This is a genomic window from Kitasatospora sp. NPDC114501 (assembly GCF_055633695.1).
This window is the reverse complement of the sequence record NZ_JBVKDS010000003.1, coordinates 419384-435828: the sequence shown is the minus strand read 5'-3', so window position 1 is coordinate 435828 and position 16445 is coordinate 419384. Positions and strand designations below refer to the sequence as shown.

At 73.2% G+C, this 16445-nt stretch carries 17 protein-coding genes; 11 read left to right on the top strand and 6 right to left on the bottom strand.

What is annotated here, in order from left to right:
• Positions 1-8: 8 nt before the first annotated feature.
• Positions 9-1310: an MDR family MFS transporter gene (locus tag ACZ7RU_RS08450; RefSeq protein ID WP_470340093.1), complete on the bottom strand. Its 1302-nt coding sequence runs from the start codon at positions 1308-1310 to the stop codon at positions 9-11.
• 176 nt (positions 1311-1486) lie between these two features.
• Here ACZ7RU_RS08450 and ACZ7RU_RS08445 point away from each other — a divergent pair, with 176 nt between their 5' ends.
• Complete coding sequence (locus ACZ7RU_RS08445; RefSeq protein ID WP_470340092.1) at positions 1487-2245, top strand: phosphoglyceromutase; 759 nt, start codon at positions 1487-1489, stop codon at positions 2243-2245.
• A 278-nt stretch (positions 2246-2523) separates the two neighbouring features.
• Complete coding sequence (locus ACZ7RU_RS08440; protein WP_470340091.1) at positions 2524-3120, top strand: lytic polysaccharide monooxygenase auxiliary activity family 9 protein; 597 nt, start codon at positions 2524-2526, stop codon at positions 3118-3120.
• Positions 3121-3195: 75 nt separating this feature from the next.
• On the opposite strand, the gene ACZ7RU_RS08435 is transcribed toward ACZ7RU_RS08440, so the two are convergent.
• A complete protein-coding gene (locus ACZ7RU_RS08435; RefSeq protein WP_387752789.1) occupies positions 3196-3375 on the bottom strand; it encodes a hypothetical protein in 180 nt (59 codons plus the stop codon).
• 155 nt (positions 3376-3530) lie between these two features.
• Entirely contained in the window at positions 3531-4220 is a 690-nt protein-coding gene (gene phoU / locus ACZ7RU_RS08430; protein WP_470340090.1) for a phosphate signaling complex protein PhoU, read from the bottom strand.
• A gap of 306 nt (positions 4221-4526) precedes the next feature.
• Between phoU and ACZ7RU_RS08425 the strand changes: the two genes are divergently transcribed.
• Together ACZ7RU_RS08425 and phoP are read left to right on the top strand one after the other, a co-directional pair.
• On the top strand, positions 4527-5957 hold the full coding sequence (locus ACZ7RU_RS08425) for a sensor histidine kinase (protein WP_470340089.1): 1431 nt from the start codon (positions 4527-4529) through the stop codon (positions 5955-5957).
• 2 nt (positions 5958-5959) lie between these two features.
• Positions 5960-6655 (top strand): two-component system response regulator PhoP, encoded by a 696-nt coding sequence (gene phoP / locus ACZ7RU_RS08420; protein WP_188296603.1) that lies wholly within the window; start codon positions 5960-5962, stop codon positions 6653-6655.
• Positions 6656-6754: 99 nt separating this feature from the next.
• Here the strand turns inward: phoP and ACZ7RU_RS08415 are convergent, their stop codons facing one another.
• Positions 6755-7396, bottom strand: coding sequence for a DUF461 domain-containing protein (locus ACZ7RU_RS08415; protein ID WP_470340088.1), 642 nt, complete (start codon positions 7394-7396; stop codon positions 6755-6757).
• 441 nt (positions 7397-7837) lie between these two features.
• On the opposite strand from ACZ7RU_RS08415, the gene ACZ7RU_RS08410 reads away from it, so the two are divergent.
• From ACZ7RU_RS08410 to ACZ7RU_RS08380, 7 genes are all read left to right on the top strand, one after another.
• Positions 7838-8320 (top strand): CarD family transcriptional regulator, encoded by a 483-nt coding sequence (locus tag ACZ7RU_RS08410; protein ID WP_014136563.1) that lies wholly within the window; start codon positions 7838-7840, stop codon positions 8318-8320.
• Between the two features lie 295 nt (positions 8321-8615).
• The gene (ispD, locus tag ACZ7RU_RS08405; RefSeq protein ID WP_470340229.1) at positions 8616-9371 is read left to right on the top strand and encodes a 2-C-methyl-D-erythritol 4-phosphate cytidylyltransferase; all 756 of its coding nucleotides are present in this window, start codon (positions 8616-8618) and stop codon (positions 9369-9371) included.
• Positions 9361-9861: a 2-C-methyl-D-erythritol 2,4-cyclodiphosphate synthase gene (ispF, locus tag ACZ7RU_RS08400; RefSeq protein WP_470340087.1), complete on the top strand. Its 501-nt coding sequence runs from the start codon at positions 9361-9363 to the stop codon at positions 9859-9861. The genes ispD and ispF overlap by 11 nt, the downstream gene beginning before the upstream one ends.
• Before the next feature lie 141 nt (positions 9862-10002).
• On the top strand, positions 10003-10395 hold the full coding sequence (locus ACZ7RU_RS08395; protein ID WP_470340086.1) for a PPOX class F420-dependent oxidoreductase: 393 nt from the start codon (positions 10003-10005) through the stop codon (positions 10393-10395).
• 97 nt (positions 10396-10492) lie between these two features.
• Positions 10493-11887, top strand: coding sequence for a cysteine--tRNA ligase (cysS, locus tag ACZ7RU_RS08390; protein ID WP_470340085.1), 1395 nt, complete (start codon positions 10493-10495; stop codon positions 11885-11887).
• A 137-nt stretch (positions 11888-12024) separates the two neighbouring features.
• Positions 12025-13017, top strand: coding sequence for a 23S rRNA (guanosine(2251)-2'-O)-methyltransferase RlmB (rlmB, locus tag ACZ7RU_RS08385; protein WP_470340084.1), 993 nt, complete (start codon positions 12025-12027; stop codon positions 13015-13017).
• Between the two features lie 179 nt (positions 13018-13196).
• On the top strand, positions 13197-14861 hold the full coding sequence (locus ACZ7RU_RS08380) for a DoxX family membrane protein (RefSeq protein ID WP_470340083.1): 1665 nt from the start codon (positions 13197-13199) through the stop codon (positions 14859-14861).
• 111 nt (positions 14862-14972) lie between these two features.
• Here the strand turns inward: ACZ7RU_RS08380 and ACZ7RU_RS08375 are convergent, their stop codons facing one another.
• The gene (locus ACZ7RU_RS08375) at positions 14973-15776 is read right to left on the bottom strand and encodes a nucleotidyltransferase family protein (protein WP_470340082.1); all 804 of its coding nucleotides are present in this window, start codon (positions 15774-15776) and stop codon (positions 14973-14975) included.
• Between the two features lie 127 nt (positions 15777-15903).
• Entirely contained in the window at positions 15904-16359 is a 456-nt protein-coding gene (locus ACZ7RU_RS08370) for a hypothetical protein (protein ID WP_387752815.1), read from the bottom strand.
• Positions 16360-16445 lie beyond the last annotated feature (86 nt).

Below are 16445 nucleotides of genomic sequence, written 5' to 3'. Positions count from 1 at the left end.
CCGTCCGGTCAGGCGCCCGCCGGCGCCTCCGCGGGCCGTGCGACCGGCTCCACGACGGCCTTCGGCTCCGCCGGCGCCTCCGCCGCGGGCGCCGGTGCCGCCACGACCTCGCCGGACCCGGTGCCCTTCGCGGCGCCGGTCCGCCCGCCCAGCAGCACGTAGCCGACCGCGGCGACCGTGCCGCAGACCCCGCACGCGCCCCACAGCGCCACGCTGCCCGCCCGCTCCAGCAGCACGCCGCCCACGGCCGGGCCGAGGAACGAGGCGAGCGACCAGGAGAGCGAGTAGACGCCCTGGTAGCGCCCGCGGGCGTGGGTCGGCGACAGCTCGGCGATCAGGCCCATCAGGGTCGGGGTGTAGAGGATCTCCCCGACCGTCCAGACCGCCACGGTGAACGCGTAGAACCACGCGGCCGATCCGGCCAGGGCCGTCATCCCGAACCCCCAGCCGATGAACAGCGCGGCCGTCGCCAGCATGGCCGAGCGGCTGCGGTTCTCGACCCACCGGGTGAGCGGGATCTGGAGCAGCACGATCAGCAGCCCGTTCAGGCCGATGACCAGGCCGTACTCGGAGGACGTGATCCCCCGGCGGCCCATGTCGACCGCGAGGGTGGTGGCACCCTGCTGCAGCACCAGGGCGAGCAGCAGGGTGAGGCCGACCACGGCCATGAAGCGGCTGTCCCGGAACACGGTGCCGAGACCGACCGCCGGCTCGTCGGCCTTCGCGCCCGCCGGGGCGTCGGGCTTGGTCTCCGGGATCCTGACGAAGATCACCACCGCGCAGAGCACGGTGGAGAGGGCGTCCAGCAGGAAGAGCGTCAGGTAGCCGTGGGTGGCGATCAGACCGGCGACCGCGGAGGAGAGGCCGAAGCCCAGGTTGATCGCCCAGAAGTTCAGCGAGTAGGCGCGGACCCGGTCGGCGGCCGGGACGATGTCCGCGATGATCGCCGAGATGGCCGGCCGGGTGGCGTTGTTGCAGAACCCCACCAGGAAGGCGACCACGGCGATCGCCACCCGGCCGTCCGTGAAGCCGAGCACGGCGGTGAACAGCGCGGTGCCGAGCTGGGCGGCCAGCAGGGTCGGACGGCGCCCGACCCGGTCGGTGAGCACCCCGGCGATGATCGAGGAGACCGCCGAACCGAGGCCGAACAGGGCGGCGACCAGGCCCGCGTAGGTGGCCGAGTACCCGCGGCTGCTGGTCAGGTAGAGCGCCAGGAAGGTGACCACGAAGGCGCCGAGCCGGTTGACCAGGGTCGAGACCCAGAGCCACCAGAACTGGCGCGGCAGCCCGCCCGCCGTCTCCTGGACCATTCTTCGGAACCGGGCGGTGACGAGCATGTGGGGGCTCCCGAGGGCAGGCGTCCGCTGAGCGGTACGGCAGGCCCGGTCAGCCGACGCATGTAAGTGGCAGATGCGCGGCGGACAGATTACCCACCGCCCGAAGGTCCCCACCAGGGGTTTTCCGGGCCCCCACTAAGCTGGGGGCCATGGCTGACACGACGTACCGACTCATCCTGCTCCGCCACGGCGAGAGCCAGTGGAACCAGAAGAACCTGTTCACCGGTTGGGTCGATGTCGACCTCAACGAGAAGGGCGAGAAGGAGGCCGCCCGCGGTGGCGAGCTCCTGGCCGCCGAGGGTCTGCTCCCCGACGTCCTGCACACCTCGCTGCTGCGCCGCGCCATCCGCACCTCGCAGATCGCCCTGGACAAGGCCGACCGGCACTGGATCCCGGTCAGCCGCAGCTGGCGGCTGAACGAGCGCCACTACGGCGCGCTCCAGGGCAAGGACAAGGCCCAGACCCTGGCCGAGTTCGGCGAGGAGCAGTTCCAGCTGTGGCGCCGCTCGTACGACACCCCGCCGCCGGTGCTGGCCGACGACTCCGAGTACTCGCAGGCCGGCGACGCCCGCTACGCCGACATCCCGAGCGAGCTGCGTCCGCGCACCGAGTGCCTGAAGGACGTCGTCGAGCGGATGCTCCCGTACTGGTACGACGCCATCGTCCCGGACCTCGCCGCCGGCAGGACCGTCCTGGTCACCGCCCACGGCAACAGCCTGCGCGCGCTGGTCAAGCACCTCGACGGCATCTCCGACGAGGCCATCGCCGGCCTGAACATCCCGACCGGCATCCCGCTGGTGTACGAGCTGGACGCCGACTTCAAGCCCGTCGTCCAGGGTGGCCGCTACCTCGACCCGGACGCCGCCGCGGCCGCCATCGAGGCCGTCAAGAACCAGGGCAAGAAGTAGGCCCGAGAGCGCAGAGGCCCCGCCGCCCGGCTGGAACCGGGGACGGTGGGGCCTTCGTTCGTTTCCGGCCGGTCCGGGATCAACCCGCTTGCCCGGTAGGGGAGTTGGGTAGCCGGAAAATGGTTCAGACCATTGACGGTCCAGTCGGCGACTCCTACCGTGAGGGCACCGGACCGGCGCAGGCATGCCAGGAACTCCCCGTCCGGGCCGCCGCACCCCCACGCGCGCGCGTCTGCCGCCCCCGGCGCACACTCCATCCACCCCCACGGAGGAGCACCATGCGCACACGCCACATCGTCGGGGCGGCCGTCGCCGCGCTGGCGGTCCCGTTGACCCTCGCCTTCCCGGCCTCGTCCCACGGATGGATCTCGACCCCGCCCAGCCGGGCCGCCCTCTGCGACAGCCACGTGGACGGCGTGCCGTGGGACTGCGGCGACATCCAGTGGGAGCCGCAGAGCGTCGAGGGCGCCAAGGGCTTCCCGGCCCTAGGCCCCTCGGACGGCACCATCTGCGCCGGCGGCAACTCGCGCTTCGCCGAGCTGGACGACCCGCACGGGGGCGCCTGGCCGACCACACCGGTGGCGGCGGGCCGGCCGCTCACCTTCACCTGGACGTTCACCGCCCGGCACGCGACCACCGACTTCAAGTACTACCTGACCAAGCCGGGCTACGACGCGAGCCAGCCGGTCACCCGGGCCAACCTGGAGCTGACGCCCTTCCTGACCGTCCCGTACGGCGGCAAGCAGGTGCCGAGCACGCTCAGCCACACCGCGACCATGCCGGGCGGCCGGACCGGCCACCAGGTGGTCGTCGCGGTCTGGACGATCTCCGACACCCCGAACGCCTTCTACTCCTGTTCCGACGTCCGGTTCTGACGCCGGCGGCACTGCGCGAGGTGCACGGCCGCCGCCGGCCGTGCACCTCGGGGAATCCGGCGGGCGACGGCCCGCTCAGTGGCCGCCGCAGCAGCCGCCGTCCGCGCCGCCGCACTGGCAGGGCGCGCCGGACTGGCAGCCGCAGCCGCAGCCGGGGCCGCAGCCGCAGCCGGCCGCGACGACGGGAAGGAACTTCGGGGCGGGCGGCTCGACGGTGTCGTGGGCGGTTGCCGGTCGGGTCGGGTTGGCCTTCATCGAGCTTCCCTCCTAGTGACGGGCACAGTCCTGTGCCCCCACTGTCGAGTGAAGCCGCCGAACGGAGGGAGCGTCAACAGGCGTGCGGTGGTGGGGCGCACGGAAGACCGTGCGCCCGCACCACCCTCGTCGCAGGTTTACGCCCGGACCGGTGGTCAGTCGACCGGCGAGGCCTCGGCGGCCTCGGTGGCGGCCACGAACTCGGCCACGTGCTCGCCCGTCACCAGGTACACCACGCGCTTGGCGACCGACACCGCGTGGTCCGCGAAGCGCTCGTAGTAGCGGCCGACCAGGGTGATGTCGACGGCGGTCTCGATGCCGTGGTGCCAGCGCTCGTCGATCAGGTGCGACAGCAGCTCGCGGTGCAGGGTGTCGATCGCGTCGTCGTCCTGCTCCATCTCCAGCGCCTTGTCGACGTCCTTGGTGGCGATGACCAGACCGGCCTTGGCCACCAGGCGCTGGGCGAGCTGGCCCATCTCCAGGACGGTGGAGTGCAGGTCGCGCGGCACGGCGGTGTCGGGGTAGCGCATCCGCGCGACCTTGGCGACGTGCCGGGCGAGGTCGCCGCAGCGCTCCAGGTCGGCGCTCATCCGCAGCGAGGTGACGACGATGCGCAGGTCGGTGGCGACCGGCTGCTGGCGGGCCAGCAGGTCGATGGCCCGGTTCTCCAGCTCGTGGTGCAGCTCGTTGATCTTCTCGTCGGCGGCGATCACGCTCTCCGCCAGCGCCAGGTCCGCGTCGAGGAGGGCGGTGGTGGCGCGGCCCAGGGCAGAGCCGACCAGCCGGGCCATCTCGACCAGGCTGTCGCCGATCGCATCGAGTTCCTCGTGGTACGCGTCGCGCATGTTCTCTCCTCAGTAGCTGTGTCGGTGGCGGTGCCGACCGGTCAGCCCGTCCGACCGTGGTTCCGGTGTCCGGGTGACCGCTGCTGGTGGCGCGCATCGTACGCGCACACCCGAGCCGGTGGCCGCTGTTCGGCGCACCGATCTCCCCCACACGGGCTGCCTGGCCAACTTTCGGCCGTCAGGGCGACGGTGCACGGCCGCCACGGTGAATCGGTGGCTACCTGAAGGTGAATTCTCGGCAACGCGTGGTGGATGCCTTGATCCAACGCCTGGGGAGTGCCCTGGCCGTGCGCTTACGCTGGCCACATGGACGTGAACGTGGCCGCCGCCGCTGCCTGTGCCATAGCCGGGCTCGGCGTAGGCCTCACCGCCTCCATCGCCTTCCGCTGGAGCGAGCGCGAGCAGGCCAAGGGCAGGTACGGCGGAACCGGCGGCAGGAACCCCGGCCGGTACCAGTCGTTGGGCACCGGCACCCCCGAGCCGCCGCTGCCGCCCGGGGTCGACACCGTACTCTCCGTGCTCCGCTCCTGCGCGATCGTGCTGGGCGAGGGCGACGAGGTGGTCAAGGCCAGCTCGGCGGCGTACGCGATGGGCCTGGTGCGCGGCGGTGCGGTCGCCGTGGACCAGATGCTCGCGCTGGCCCGCGCCACCCGCCGGGACGGCGAGATCCGCCAGGTCGAGCTGGAGGTGCCCCGGCCGGGAGCGGCCCGCGCGGCGGAGCCGCTCGCGGTCTCCGTCCGGGTGGCCCCACTGGGCTCCCGGCTGGTGCTGGTGCTGGTCGAGGACCAGACCGAGCGGCGCCGGGTGGAGGCCGTCCGCCGGGACTTCGTGGCCAACGTCAGCCACGAGCTCAAGACCCCGGTCGGCGCCCTGTCGCTGCTCTCCGAGGCGGTCGTCGACGCGTCCGACGACCCGGAGGCGGTGCAGCGCTTCGCCGGCCGGATGCAGGTCGAGGCGGCCCGGCTGGCCAGCCTGGTCCAGGAGATCATCGACCTCTCCCGGGTCCAGGACGACCGGCTGATGGTCGACCCGGAGCCGGTCGCGGTGGACGAGCTGATCGCCGAGGCGATCGACCGCTGCCGCCAGCAGGCCGCCGCCAAGCAGATCCTGATCGCGGCGGGCGGCATCGCCGGCCTCTACCTGCACGGCAACCGCGGCCAGCTCGCCGCCGCGCTCGGCAACCTGGTCGAGAACGCCGTCAACTACAGCCCGCCCCGCACCCGGGTGGCCATCGCCACCCGCCGGATCTCCAGCGCCGCGGCGCTCGGGGAGGCGGACGGCGAGCTCATCGAGATCTCGGTCACCGACCAGGGCATCGGCATCTCCGAGAAGGACCGAGAGCGGGTCTTCGAGCGGTTCTACCGCGTCGACCCCGCCCGCTCCCGGGCGACCGGCGGCACCGGCCTGGGCCTGTCCATCGTCAAGCACGTCGCGGCCTCGCACGGCGGCACCGTCTCGGTGTGGAGCGTCGAGGGCCAGGGTTCGACCTTCACCGTGCGCCTGCCCGCCGGGCAGGCCCCCGCGGAGGACGAGCCCGACGACGGATTCGACGACGGATTCGACGACGGGCCCGGCCACGGACCCGGCCACGGGCCGGACGGCGCCCCCGCCGACCCCGCCGGACCCGCCGCCGCACCCCGAACCCTCACCACGGACCGTACGGCCCGTCCGCTCCCTGCCGGGGAGCGGGAACAACACCTGTCAGACACAACCCCTCAGCTTGCCCCGGAGGCCTGATCGTGACCCGAGTACTGGTGGTAGAGGACGAGGAGTCGTTCAGCGACGCCCTCTCGTACATGCTCCGCAAGGAGGGCTTCGAGGTGGCCGTCGCCGCCACCGGCCCGGACGCCCTGGAGCAGTTCGAACGCAACGGCGCCGACCTCGTCCTGCTCGACCTGATGCTGCCGGGCCTGCCCGGCACCGAGGTCTGCCGCCAGCTCCGGGTGCGCTCCAACGTCCCGGTGATCATGGTGACCGCCAAGGACAGCGAGATCGACAAGGTCGTCGGTCTGGAGATAGGCGCTGACGACTACGTCACCAAGCCGTACTCCACCCGCGAGCTGGTCGCTCGGATCCGCGCGGTGCTGCGCCGCCGCGGCGAGGACGGCGGCGCGGGCGACAACGGCAGCGGGCCGGGCGCCCTGGAGGCGGGCCCGGTCCGGATGGACGTGGACCGCCACGTGGTGACCGTGGACGGCGCCAAGGTCGACCTGCCGCTCAAGGAGTTCGACCTGCTGGAGATGCTGCTGCGCAACGCGGGCCGGGTGCTCACCCGGATGCAGCTGATCGACCGGGTGTGGGGCGCGGACTACGTCGGCGACACCAAGACCCTGGACGTCCACGTGAAGCGTCTGCGGGCCAAGATCGAGCCGGACCCGGGCGCGCCGCGCTACCTGGTCACGGTCCGCGGCCTGGGCTACAAGTTCGAGCCGTAAACCGTCCCGACCACGCGGAAGGCCCCCGCCGGCAGCCGGCGGGGGCCTTCGCGTCGCTCCGGCGGGCCCGGGCGGGCCCGCCGGCAGCGGGGTGGGGCGTCAGTGCGCGGCCGGGACCGCCGGGGTGGTGGCGGTGCCGGCCGGGGTGGCGGCACCGGTGGCCGGGGCGGTGGCACCCGGGGTGGCGGTCTTGGTGGGCGCGGCGGTCGGGGACGAGGTCGGCCCGAAGCCCTTGTAGAGGCCGCGGCCGTGCTCGCCGGAGTCCGGGGCCACGCCGGCCCGGGTCTCGACCTTCTGGCCGTCCTTGAAGGTGAAGACGGTCGGGACGAAGCCGCCGACGTGGACGGTCGCCGAGGCGACGTAGGCGGACGGGTTGCCCTGGCCGCCGATCACCACCGACTCGCCGGCCGGGACGACGATGCTGGACAGCGGGGAGCCGGCGGCGTCCTTGAAGGTGGCGGCGGCACCGCCGACGCTGACGGACTGGAGCTCGGTCGGGGTGTCCGCGGAGTTCGCGATGTTCACGACCACGTTGGCGGCACCGGTGTGGTCGCCCGCGGCGCCCTCCTCGGTGACGACCACGATGTTGTTCAGCCGGATGTTCGTTCCGAGGGTCGCCGCAGCGTTGTCGGGCTTGATCTGCAGGGTGTCCGGCGTGTTGCCGGCGGCGCAGGAGGACAGCGAGGCGATGGCGATGGCGGCGATGGCGGCGATGCTGCCGCGTCGAAGGCTGCGGCTCACGGCGGCGGCTTCTCCCTAGGTTCACGTGTCGGTCGGTCAGGTCTCAGATTATCGACCTCGCTTATGCGCTCCTCACGGGGTGGTCCCCGTGTCGCACTCCCGGGGGCCGCCGAGGGCCGTCCGGCGGTACCTCCGGCGGTGCGTCCGGCATGTCCGGGTCGCTCGACGGACAAGGTTCGACCAAGATCGAATAACGATCGGGTCGCGACCCGGAAAGGGGTGAAAGCTCAAGATCCAATCATGGTTGCGGGGGTGTTGCGCAAGGGTTTCACCGAACCCCGGAACCGCCTCCGACCTGCGGGAAGCCCCTCCCGAACGCCGGTCGCAGCACGTCATGGGGGTCCTTGTCAAGCCCCGAGACCGGCCCTGACCTGCGAAAACGCCCTTCGGGTGGGCCGAGAAGCGTGTTATTCTGGAAAGCCACGGAAGGGGTCCTGTCACATGACGTTCAAGGTTGGCGACACGGTGGTCTACCCCCATCACGGGGCCGCGCTGATCGAGGCCATCGAAACTCGCCAGATCAAAGGTGTGGACAAGACCTACCTGGTGCTCAAGGTGCAGCAGGGAGACCTGACGCTCCGCGTGCCCGCCGAGAACGCGGAGTTCGTCGGTGTGCGCGATGTAGTCGGCCAGGAGGGTCTGGACCGGGTCTTCGAGGTGCTGCGGGCACCGTACACGGAAGAGCCGACCAACTGGTCCCGTCGCTACAAGGCGAACCTGGAGAAGCTCGCCTCGGGCGATGTCATCAAGGTCGCCGAGGTCGTTCGCGACCTCTGGCGCCGCGAGCGCGAGCGCGGCCTCTCGGCCGGCGAGAAGCGGATGCTCGCGAAGGCGCGCCAGATCCTCGTCAGCGAGCTCGCGCTGGCGGAGAACACCAACGAGGACAAGGCGGAGACGCTGCTCGACGAGGTCCTCGCCTCGTAGCGCACGCCACCGCAGTGCGGTCGGGCTGCCGCCCAACGCTCACAGCGCCCGGTGCCGACGCGCCACTCCTCGGACGAACCGTCCGGGAGTGGTGCAGTGGCACGTCGGGCGCTGAGGCATGTCCGGACCACGCCACCCGCCCTGGCCGGCCAGGTCGGCAATACCGTTTCCGCACCCGCTGTCGTGCGGAGTTGCGGAGCTGTGCGGCGGGCGGTGGACCGTGGTTCTTCGGAAGGGGCCCGGTGCGCCCGCCGGGCACGCCATGGCCATACCCACTTCGCCGAAGGAGTGAAACCTGAACGCGTCAGGAGCAGTCGCAGCAGCAGTGGTGCCCGCCGCCGGACGCGGTGAGCGGCTGGGGCCCGGAGCCCCGAAGGCCTTGCGGGAACTGGGGGGCGTGCCGCTCCTGGTGCACGCCGTCCGGGCCCTGGCCCGCAGCCGGGCGGTCGGCCTGGTCGTGGTCGCCGCACCTGCCGACGGGGTGGCCGAGGTGGTCGCCCTGCTGGACAGCCACGGGCTGGACGGCAAGGACATCCGGGTGGTGGCCGGCGGGGCGACCCGCCAGGAGTCGGTCCGGCTCGGCCTGGCCGCGATCCCGGACGAGGTCGGGATCGTGCTGGTGCACGACGCGGCCCGCCCGCTGGTCCCGGTCGAGGTGGTCGACGCCGTCGCGGCCGCCGTCCGGGCCGGGGCGCGGGCCGTGGTGCCGGCGGTGCCGCTGGCCGACACGGTGAAGCGGGTCGAGCCGAAGCCGGGCGGCCCCGAGCCGGTGCTCGACACGCCCGAGCGCGCCACCCTGCGCGCGGTGCAGACCCCGCAGGGCTTCGACCGCGCCACCCTGGTCGAGGTGCACGCCAAGGCGCTGGCCGAGGAGAGCGCGGGCACCGCCGACGCGCCGCCGGTCACCGACGACGCCGGCCTGGTCGAGCGCTACGGCGGCCGGGTCGTCGTGGTGCCCGGCCACGAGGAGGCGTTCAAGGTCACCCGTCCACTGGACCTCGTGCTCGCCGAGGCCGTACTCGCCCGCCGGAGGGCCGCCGATGCCTACTGACCCCCAGACTCCCGTGATCCCCCGCATCGGGATCGGCACCGACGTGCACGCCTTCGAGGCCGGCCGCCCGCTCTGGGTGGCCGGGCTGGAGTGGCCGGACGCCGAGGTCGGGCTCTCCGGCCACTCGGACGCCGACGTCGCCGCGCACGCCGCCTGCGACGCGCTGTTCTCCGCCGCCGGGATCGGCGACCTGGGCGCCCACTTCGGCACCGACCGCCCGGAGTGGGCCGGCGCGTCCGGGGTGAAGCTGCTCGGCGAGGCGGCCCGGCTGGTCCGCGAGGCCGGCTTCGAGATCGGCAACGTCGCGGTCCAGGTGATCGGCGTGCGGCCGAAGATCGGCAGGCGCCGGGCCGAGGCGCAGGCCGCGCTGTCCGAGGCGGCCGGCGCCGCGGTGTCCGTCTCCGGCACCACCACCGACGGGCTGGGGCTGACCGGCCGGGCCGAGGGCCTGGCCGCGATCGCCACCGCGCTGGTGTACGAGCGGCGTTGAGCCGGACGCGGTGGGCCGGTGGGACGAACCCGTGCCTGACGGGTGTTCACCGACCTTCCTCGGGGCCCGAGTCGCTAGTGTTCGACCCGGGCCCGTGCGGGGCTTCCGCTCGGGCCGCGCCGCGACGAGAAGAGGTTTCCGATGGGTGTCGAACTCGCCGACAAGGTCAAGGACCTGCTCGACAGCAAGAGCTTCGCCGTGGTCTCCACGATCCAGCCGGACGGGAGTCCGCAGTCCTCGGTGGTCTGGGTCAAGCGGGACGGTGACGACATCCTGTTCTCCACCGTCCAGGGCCGCCGCAAGCACCTCAACCTGGTCAGGGACCCCCGGGTGTCGCTCCTCATCAACTCGACGGAGAACCCGTACGAGTACTTCGAGGCGCGTGGCGAGGCCACGCTGACCACCGAGGGCGGACGGGAGCTGATCGACGAGCTCTCCCACAAGTACATGGGCAAGGACTACGGCTGGGACGGGCCGGAGGACGTCCGGGTGGTCGTCCGGATCTCCCCGCGCAAGGTGGTCGGCAACATCTGATCCACCCGCCCGCGCCGCACCGTTTCCCCGGGATCACGGCCCCGTTGTCCCGGGGAATGTGGCGGGGCACCCCCCGGTGCCCACTACGCTTGACGCTGTGAGCATTCGTCTGTACGACACCAGCACCCGCCAGGTACGCGACTTCGTCCCGCTTGTACCGGGTTGTGTCTCGATCTACCTGTGCGGCGCTACCGTCCAGTCGGCGCCACACATCGGGCACATCCGGTCGTACCTCAACTTCGACCTCATGCAGCGGTGGTTCGCCTACCGCGGCTACCAGGTGACCTTCGCCCGCAACGTCACCGACATCGACGACAAGATCATCGCCAAGGAGCGCGAGCTCGGCACGCCGTGGTGGCAGATCGCCTACGAGAACGAGCGCGCCTTCAACGACGGCTACGACGCCCTCGGCTGCCTGCGGCCGACCGTCGAACCGCGGGCCACCGGGCACGTCCCCGAGATGATCGAGATGATGCAGCGGCTCATCGACGGGGGCCACGCCTACGCGGCCGACGGCAACGTCTACTTCGACGTGCGGTCGTACCCCGACTACCTGGCGCTCTCCAACCAGAAGCTGGACGACCTGCGCCAGCCCGAGGGCGAGGGCGAGACCGGCAAGCGGGACCAGCGCGACTTCGCGATGTGGAAGGCCGCCAAGCCGGGCGAGCCGAGCTGGGAGACCCCGTGGGGCCGCGGCCGTCCGGGCTGGCACCTGGAGTGCTCGGCGATGGCCCACAAGTACCTGGGCGCGGCCTTCGACATCCACGGCGGCGGGCTGGACCTGATCTTCCCGCACCACGAGAACGAGATCGCCCAGTCCAAGGCCTACGGCGACGACTTCGCCAACTTCTGGGTGCACAACGCCTGGGTCACCATGGCCGGCGAGAAGATGAGCAAGTCGCTGGGCAACTCGGTGCTGGTCTCCGAGATGGTCCGGGCGTGGCGGCCGATCGTGCTCCGCTACTACCTGGCCGCCCCGCACTACCGCTCGATGATCGAGTACAGCGAGGAGTCGCTGCGCGAGGCCGAGGCCGGCTTCGGCCGGATCGAGGGCTTCATCCAGCGCGCCGTCGAGCGCTGCGGCTCGGTCGACGCGGCGCCCGAGGTGCCGCCGGCCTTCGCCGAGGCGATGGACGACGACTTCGGTGTGCCGCAGGCGCTGGCCGTCGTGCACACCGCCGTCCGCCAGGGCAACAGCGCCCTGAACGCGGACGACAAGGAGAGCGTGGTGGCGCGACTGGCCGAGGTCCGTGCGATGCTCGGTGTACTGGGACTCGACCCGCTCGACCCGCACTGGGCCGGGACGGAGCGCGGCGAGGACCTCCACGGCGTGGTCGACTCGCTGGTCCGCCTGGTCCTGGACCAGCGGCAGGCGGCGCGCGAGCGCAAGGACTTCGCCACCGCGGATGCCATCCGCGACCAGCTCGGCCTGGCCGGGCTGGCGATCGAGGACACCCCGTCCGGCCCGCGCTGGACGATCAACAGCCAGTAACCCCATCCGACGATCGGGGTGATGGGTGGGCCGTACCGGACCGGTGCGGCCCTCCCGCATGACGTAGCGCATGCCGTCGGCCGCCACCGGGCAGACCGGGACGGCCGGGGCATGCCGGACAGACAGGAAGTACAGCCATGGCCGGCAACAGCCAGCGCAGGAACCGCCGCAACCCCGGATCGAAGAAGGGCGCGTCTGTCGGTACCGGCGGGCACAGCCGGAAGTCCCTCCAGGGCAAGGGCCCGACCCCGCCCGGCGCCGAGCGCAAGGGCCACCCCAAGCAGCGCGCCGCCAACGCCGCGCTCAAGCGCGAGCGGGACGCCAAGGCCCGGGCCGGCATGCGCCGGGCCGGCGCCGGCGGTCGCGGCGGCCGCGGCGGCGCGGGCAGCGCCGAGCTGGTCTTCGGCCGCAACTCGGTGGTCGAGGCCCTGCAGGGCGACGTACCGGCCAACGCGCTGTACGTCCAGCAGTTCATCGACACCGACGACCGCGTCCGCGACGCATTCCAGGCCGCCAACGACCGCGGCATCCCGCTGATGGAGGCCCCCCGGGCCCAGCTGGACCAGATGACCGGCGGGATGAACCACCAGGGCCTGGTGCTCCAGGTGCCGCCGTACGAGTACGCGCACCCGGAGGACCTCCTGGAGGAGGCGTCCGACGCCGGCCAGGACGCGCTGATCATCGCGCTGGACGGCGTGACCGACTCGCGCAACCTGGGTGCCGTGGTCCGCTCCGCCGCCGCCTTCGGCGCGCACGGCGTGGTCATCCCCGAGCGCCGCGCGGCCGGCATGACCGCCGGTGCCTGGAAGACCTCCTCCGGCGCCGCGGCCCGGCTGCCCGTCGCCCGGGCCACCAACCTGACCCGCACCCTGGAGGCCTACCAGAAGGCCGGCCTGATGGTGGTCGGCCTGGCCGCCGACGGCGAGGCCGAGATCGGCGACCTGGAGCTGCTGACCGGCCCGGTGGTGATCGTCGCGGGCAGCGAGGGCAAGGGCCTGTCCCGGCTGGTCTCGGAGACCTGCGACATGCGGGTCCGGATCCCGATGTCCGGCCTGACCGAGTCGCTGAACGCCGGCGTCGCGGCGGGCATCGTGCTGTACGAGGCCGCTCGACTGCGCGCCAAGCGCTGAGGTTCTCCGGAGCACGGCGGGGGTGCGGAGCGCAGGCGATCTCCTGAATTCCCCGCAATCCGAGTGAAAGGCGATCGGGCCCGACCGGGCCCGATCGCTTTTTTCATGATCACTTCAAGTGTGCGCCGGACATCCACCCGGGAGAGTGTCCAAAGCGGCGGTCACCCGGTTAGACGGGCGTGGACACCAGAACACCTCGGCGCCCCCTGTTCGGCGACGGCAGCACCGGGATAGACGCGGGCCCCGACCTCAACACGGTCAAGGTGGAGTCGGACCCTTCGCGGCTCAGCAGCACCCAGGCGAGCTTCCGGCTCCGGCTCGGCGCCCCGGTGGCGCCGCTGATCGAGGCCCCGGCCGGACTGCTGTCCTCCGGTGCCGCGTTCGGCGACCCGTACGCCAACCAGGGCCTGATCCGTCGTCCGCTGGTCACCCCGCAGGTCGTCGTGCCCGCCTCCGCCGTCCCGGTGCTGGCCGGGGCCGGGGCCGGCGGCGCACCGCGCCGCAAGGGCCGGGTCACCGCCGTCACCTGGACCGGCCAGGCGCCGCCCGGCGACCTCGCGGCCACCCAGCTGCTGGAGGCGGTGCGCCAGGGCGGCACCCCGGCCGGCGGCGTCCGCCTGGTCGACGCGGACACCCAGCTGCTCCCGTCCCTCGCGGGCGCCCGGGCCCTCCCGCGCCAGCCCCGCGAGGGCACCGGCACCGCCACCGACGCGGGCGTCGGCCCGGTCGGCGAGCCGCACGGCTGGACCCCGAGCGGCGAGCTGCCCGAGGTCTCCGCCGTCGACGCCGAGGGCAAGCAGCCCTGGTACCCGGGCCGCCGGGTCGACCTCGGCCTGGTGCTGCTGCCGCTGCGCGCCGTCCTCGGCTCGCTGTCGGTCTACGCCGGGTTCAGCAAGCTCTGCGACCCGGTGTACTTCGACGGCGGCGAGCGCGGCTCGATGATGCGCTGGCTCTCCTCGCTGCACCCCTGGAAGGTCGCCGAGCCGCTGCTGGCCTTCGCCATGGCGCACCCGGTGGGCGCCGGCCTGGTGGTGTCGTTCACCCAGATCGTGGTCGGCGTGCTGACCGTCCTCGGCCTCTGGCAGCGGTTCGCCGCCGGTGCGGCGATGGCGCTCTCCGCCGCGCTGCTGTTCACCGTCAGCTGGCGGGCCGTCCCGGTCTACGACACCCCGGACCTGATCTTCCTCGCGGCGTGGAGCCCGTTGCTGATCGCCGGGGCGCCGTTCGCCTCGCTGGACGGGCGGCTCAGCCTGGAGGCCTGGCGCCGGTTCGGCGCGGACGCGCCCGGGGCGCTGCGCCGCCGGGTGCTGCGCCGCGGCACCGTCGTCACCACCGTCGTGGTCGGCCTCACCCTGCTGCTCGGCTCGATGCTCGGTGCCGCCGTCCGCACCGGCGCCCGGGCGCACCAGGCGCCGGACCGTCCCGCCACCGACTACGGCACCCCGGTCTGGCCGTCCGGCAGCCCGTCCGGCGGCCCCGGCGGCAAGGGAACGTCCACCACGCCCCCGCCCGCCGCCCCGCGCCCGGCCACCCCGACGCCGAGCGCGCCCGCCCCGTCCACCACGCCGTCCGCCAAGCCGGGCACCCCGACGCCGAGCGGCAAGGGGCACTCGGCCAAGGCGGAGGCCGGGACGGGCGCCTCCCCGGCCGCGTCCGCGCCGTCCGGCGGCTCGGGCGGTACCGCCCCCGCGTCGCGCAGCACCCCGGCCACCGGCGGCGCGGGGTCGGCGCCCAAGTCCAGCCCCAGCTCCGGCGGACTGCTCGGCGGGGTGCTGGGCAGCGCGCCGCTGGCCGACCTGTCCGGCGGCCGGGCCACCCACCCGGGGGTGCCGACCGCGACCTGAGGCCCCTCGGGGACGACGATCGGCCGGGTGCTCCGTGGGGGAGCACCCGGCCGACGTGCGTCCGCGGGCGGTGTGCCGGTTACCGGTGTGCCGGTCGTCGCCGCGCGCTGGTTACCGGGGCGCCCGGCCCGCGCCGGAGGCGAGCTCCTTGGCGGCCTCGGTGAGGTCCTTGGCGGTGTCGATCGCCCGCCAGTACACGCCCTGCGGCAGCTGGTAGCCCGCCAGCCGCTTGCCGCGGGCGAGTTGGGGGAAGGTGGTGCGCTCGTGGTCGCCCACGTCCGGCAGCAGCCCGGCGAACTCGGGGCTGAACACGTACAGGCCGGCGTTGATCAGGAAGGGCGAGGGCGGGGCCTCGATGAAGTCCAGCACGTTGCCGAACTGGTCGGTCTCCACCGCGCCCCAGGGGATCCGCGGCCGGGCCAGCGCGAGCGTCGCGACGGCGTCCCGCTCGTGGTGGAAGGCGGCCATCTCGCGCAGGCTGAAGCGGGTCCAGATGTCGCCGTTGGTGGCGTACCAGGGCTCGTCCGGGCGGGGCAGCGCCTTGGCCGCGTACTTGAGCCCGCCGCCGCGTCCGAGCGGCTCCGCCTCGACCACCGTGCGCACCCGCAGCGGCAGGTCCGCCTTCTCCAGCCACTCCTCCAGCACGTCGGCGAGGTGCCCGCAGGAGACCACGGCGTCGGTGACGCCCTCCTCGGCCAGCCAGGCCAGCTGGTGGCCGAGGATCGGCGTGCCCGTCCCGGGGATCTCGACCAGCGGCTTCGGGCGGTCGTCCGTGTAGGGGCGCAGCCGGGAGCCCTGGCCGCCGGCCAGGATGACGGCCTGGGTGACGGGCGTCGTGGTCGGCCGCGGCGGTCGGGGCCGGGGGTGCGGGGCGGCGGACGGGAGGTCGGCGGCGGGGCCGGAGTCAGCGGTCATGCCTGAACAATAGGGCGGCGGACGGGGGCGTCCGCCGCCTCGGCGGCTTCGGGTGCCGCGGCCCGTTCAGGTGCCGCGGCCCCGTCTCCTCGGCCCTCTCCGGCTTTCCCCGGCCCTCCCCGACTCCTCAGCCGACGACGCCGGCCGCGAACGACCCGTCGCAGACCGGGCGGGCGAAGGAGCGGGCCCGCTGGACGTCGCCCTGGTACTTGCGCACCGCCGCCTTGCCCAGCTCACCGGCCAGCGACGTGCAGTAGGGCGTCAGCGACGGCTGCTCGCGCATCGAGCGCTCCAGCAGGTCCAGCGCGGCGGAGGGGTTCTTCGCGCGCAGTTCGTCCAGCAGTGCCACCCGCAGCGACTCCTGCGGGGCGAGCCCGTCCGAGCCCTTGGCGGCGGCTCCGGCCGCGTTGTTGGAGCGCCCGATCCCGGCGCCGTCGCCGCTGGAGGCCGCCACGACCTGCTGGTCGAGCCCGGTCGGCGGGGCCCACGGGACCCGGGTCACGGCGAGGGTGCCGGTGGTCACCAGGACGACCGGCAGGGTCAGGGCGACGGTCTGGCCGATACGGCGCACTAGCTGCTTCACCCTCAGGAGAGTAGCGGTGCGTACGGCCCGGATCGCCCTCCGTTACACCATCGGGTGACGCAGTGTCCGGTTTTGTCCCCTTGCCG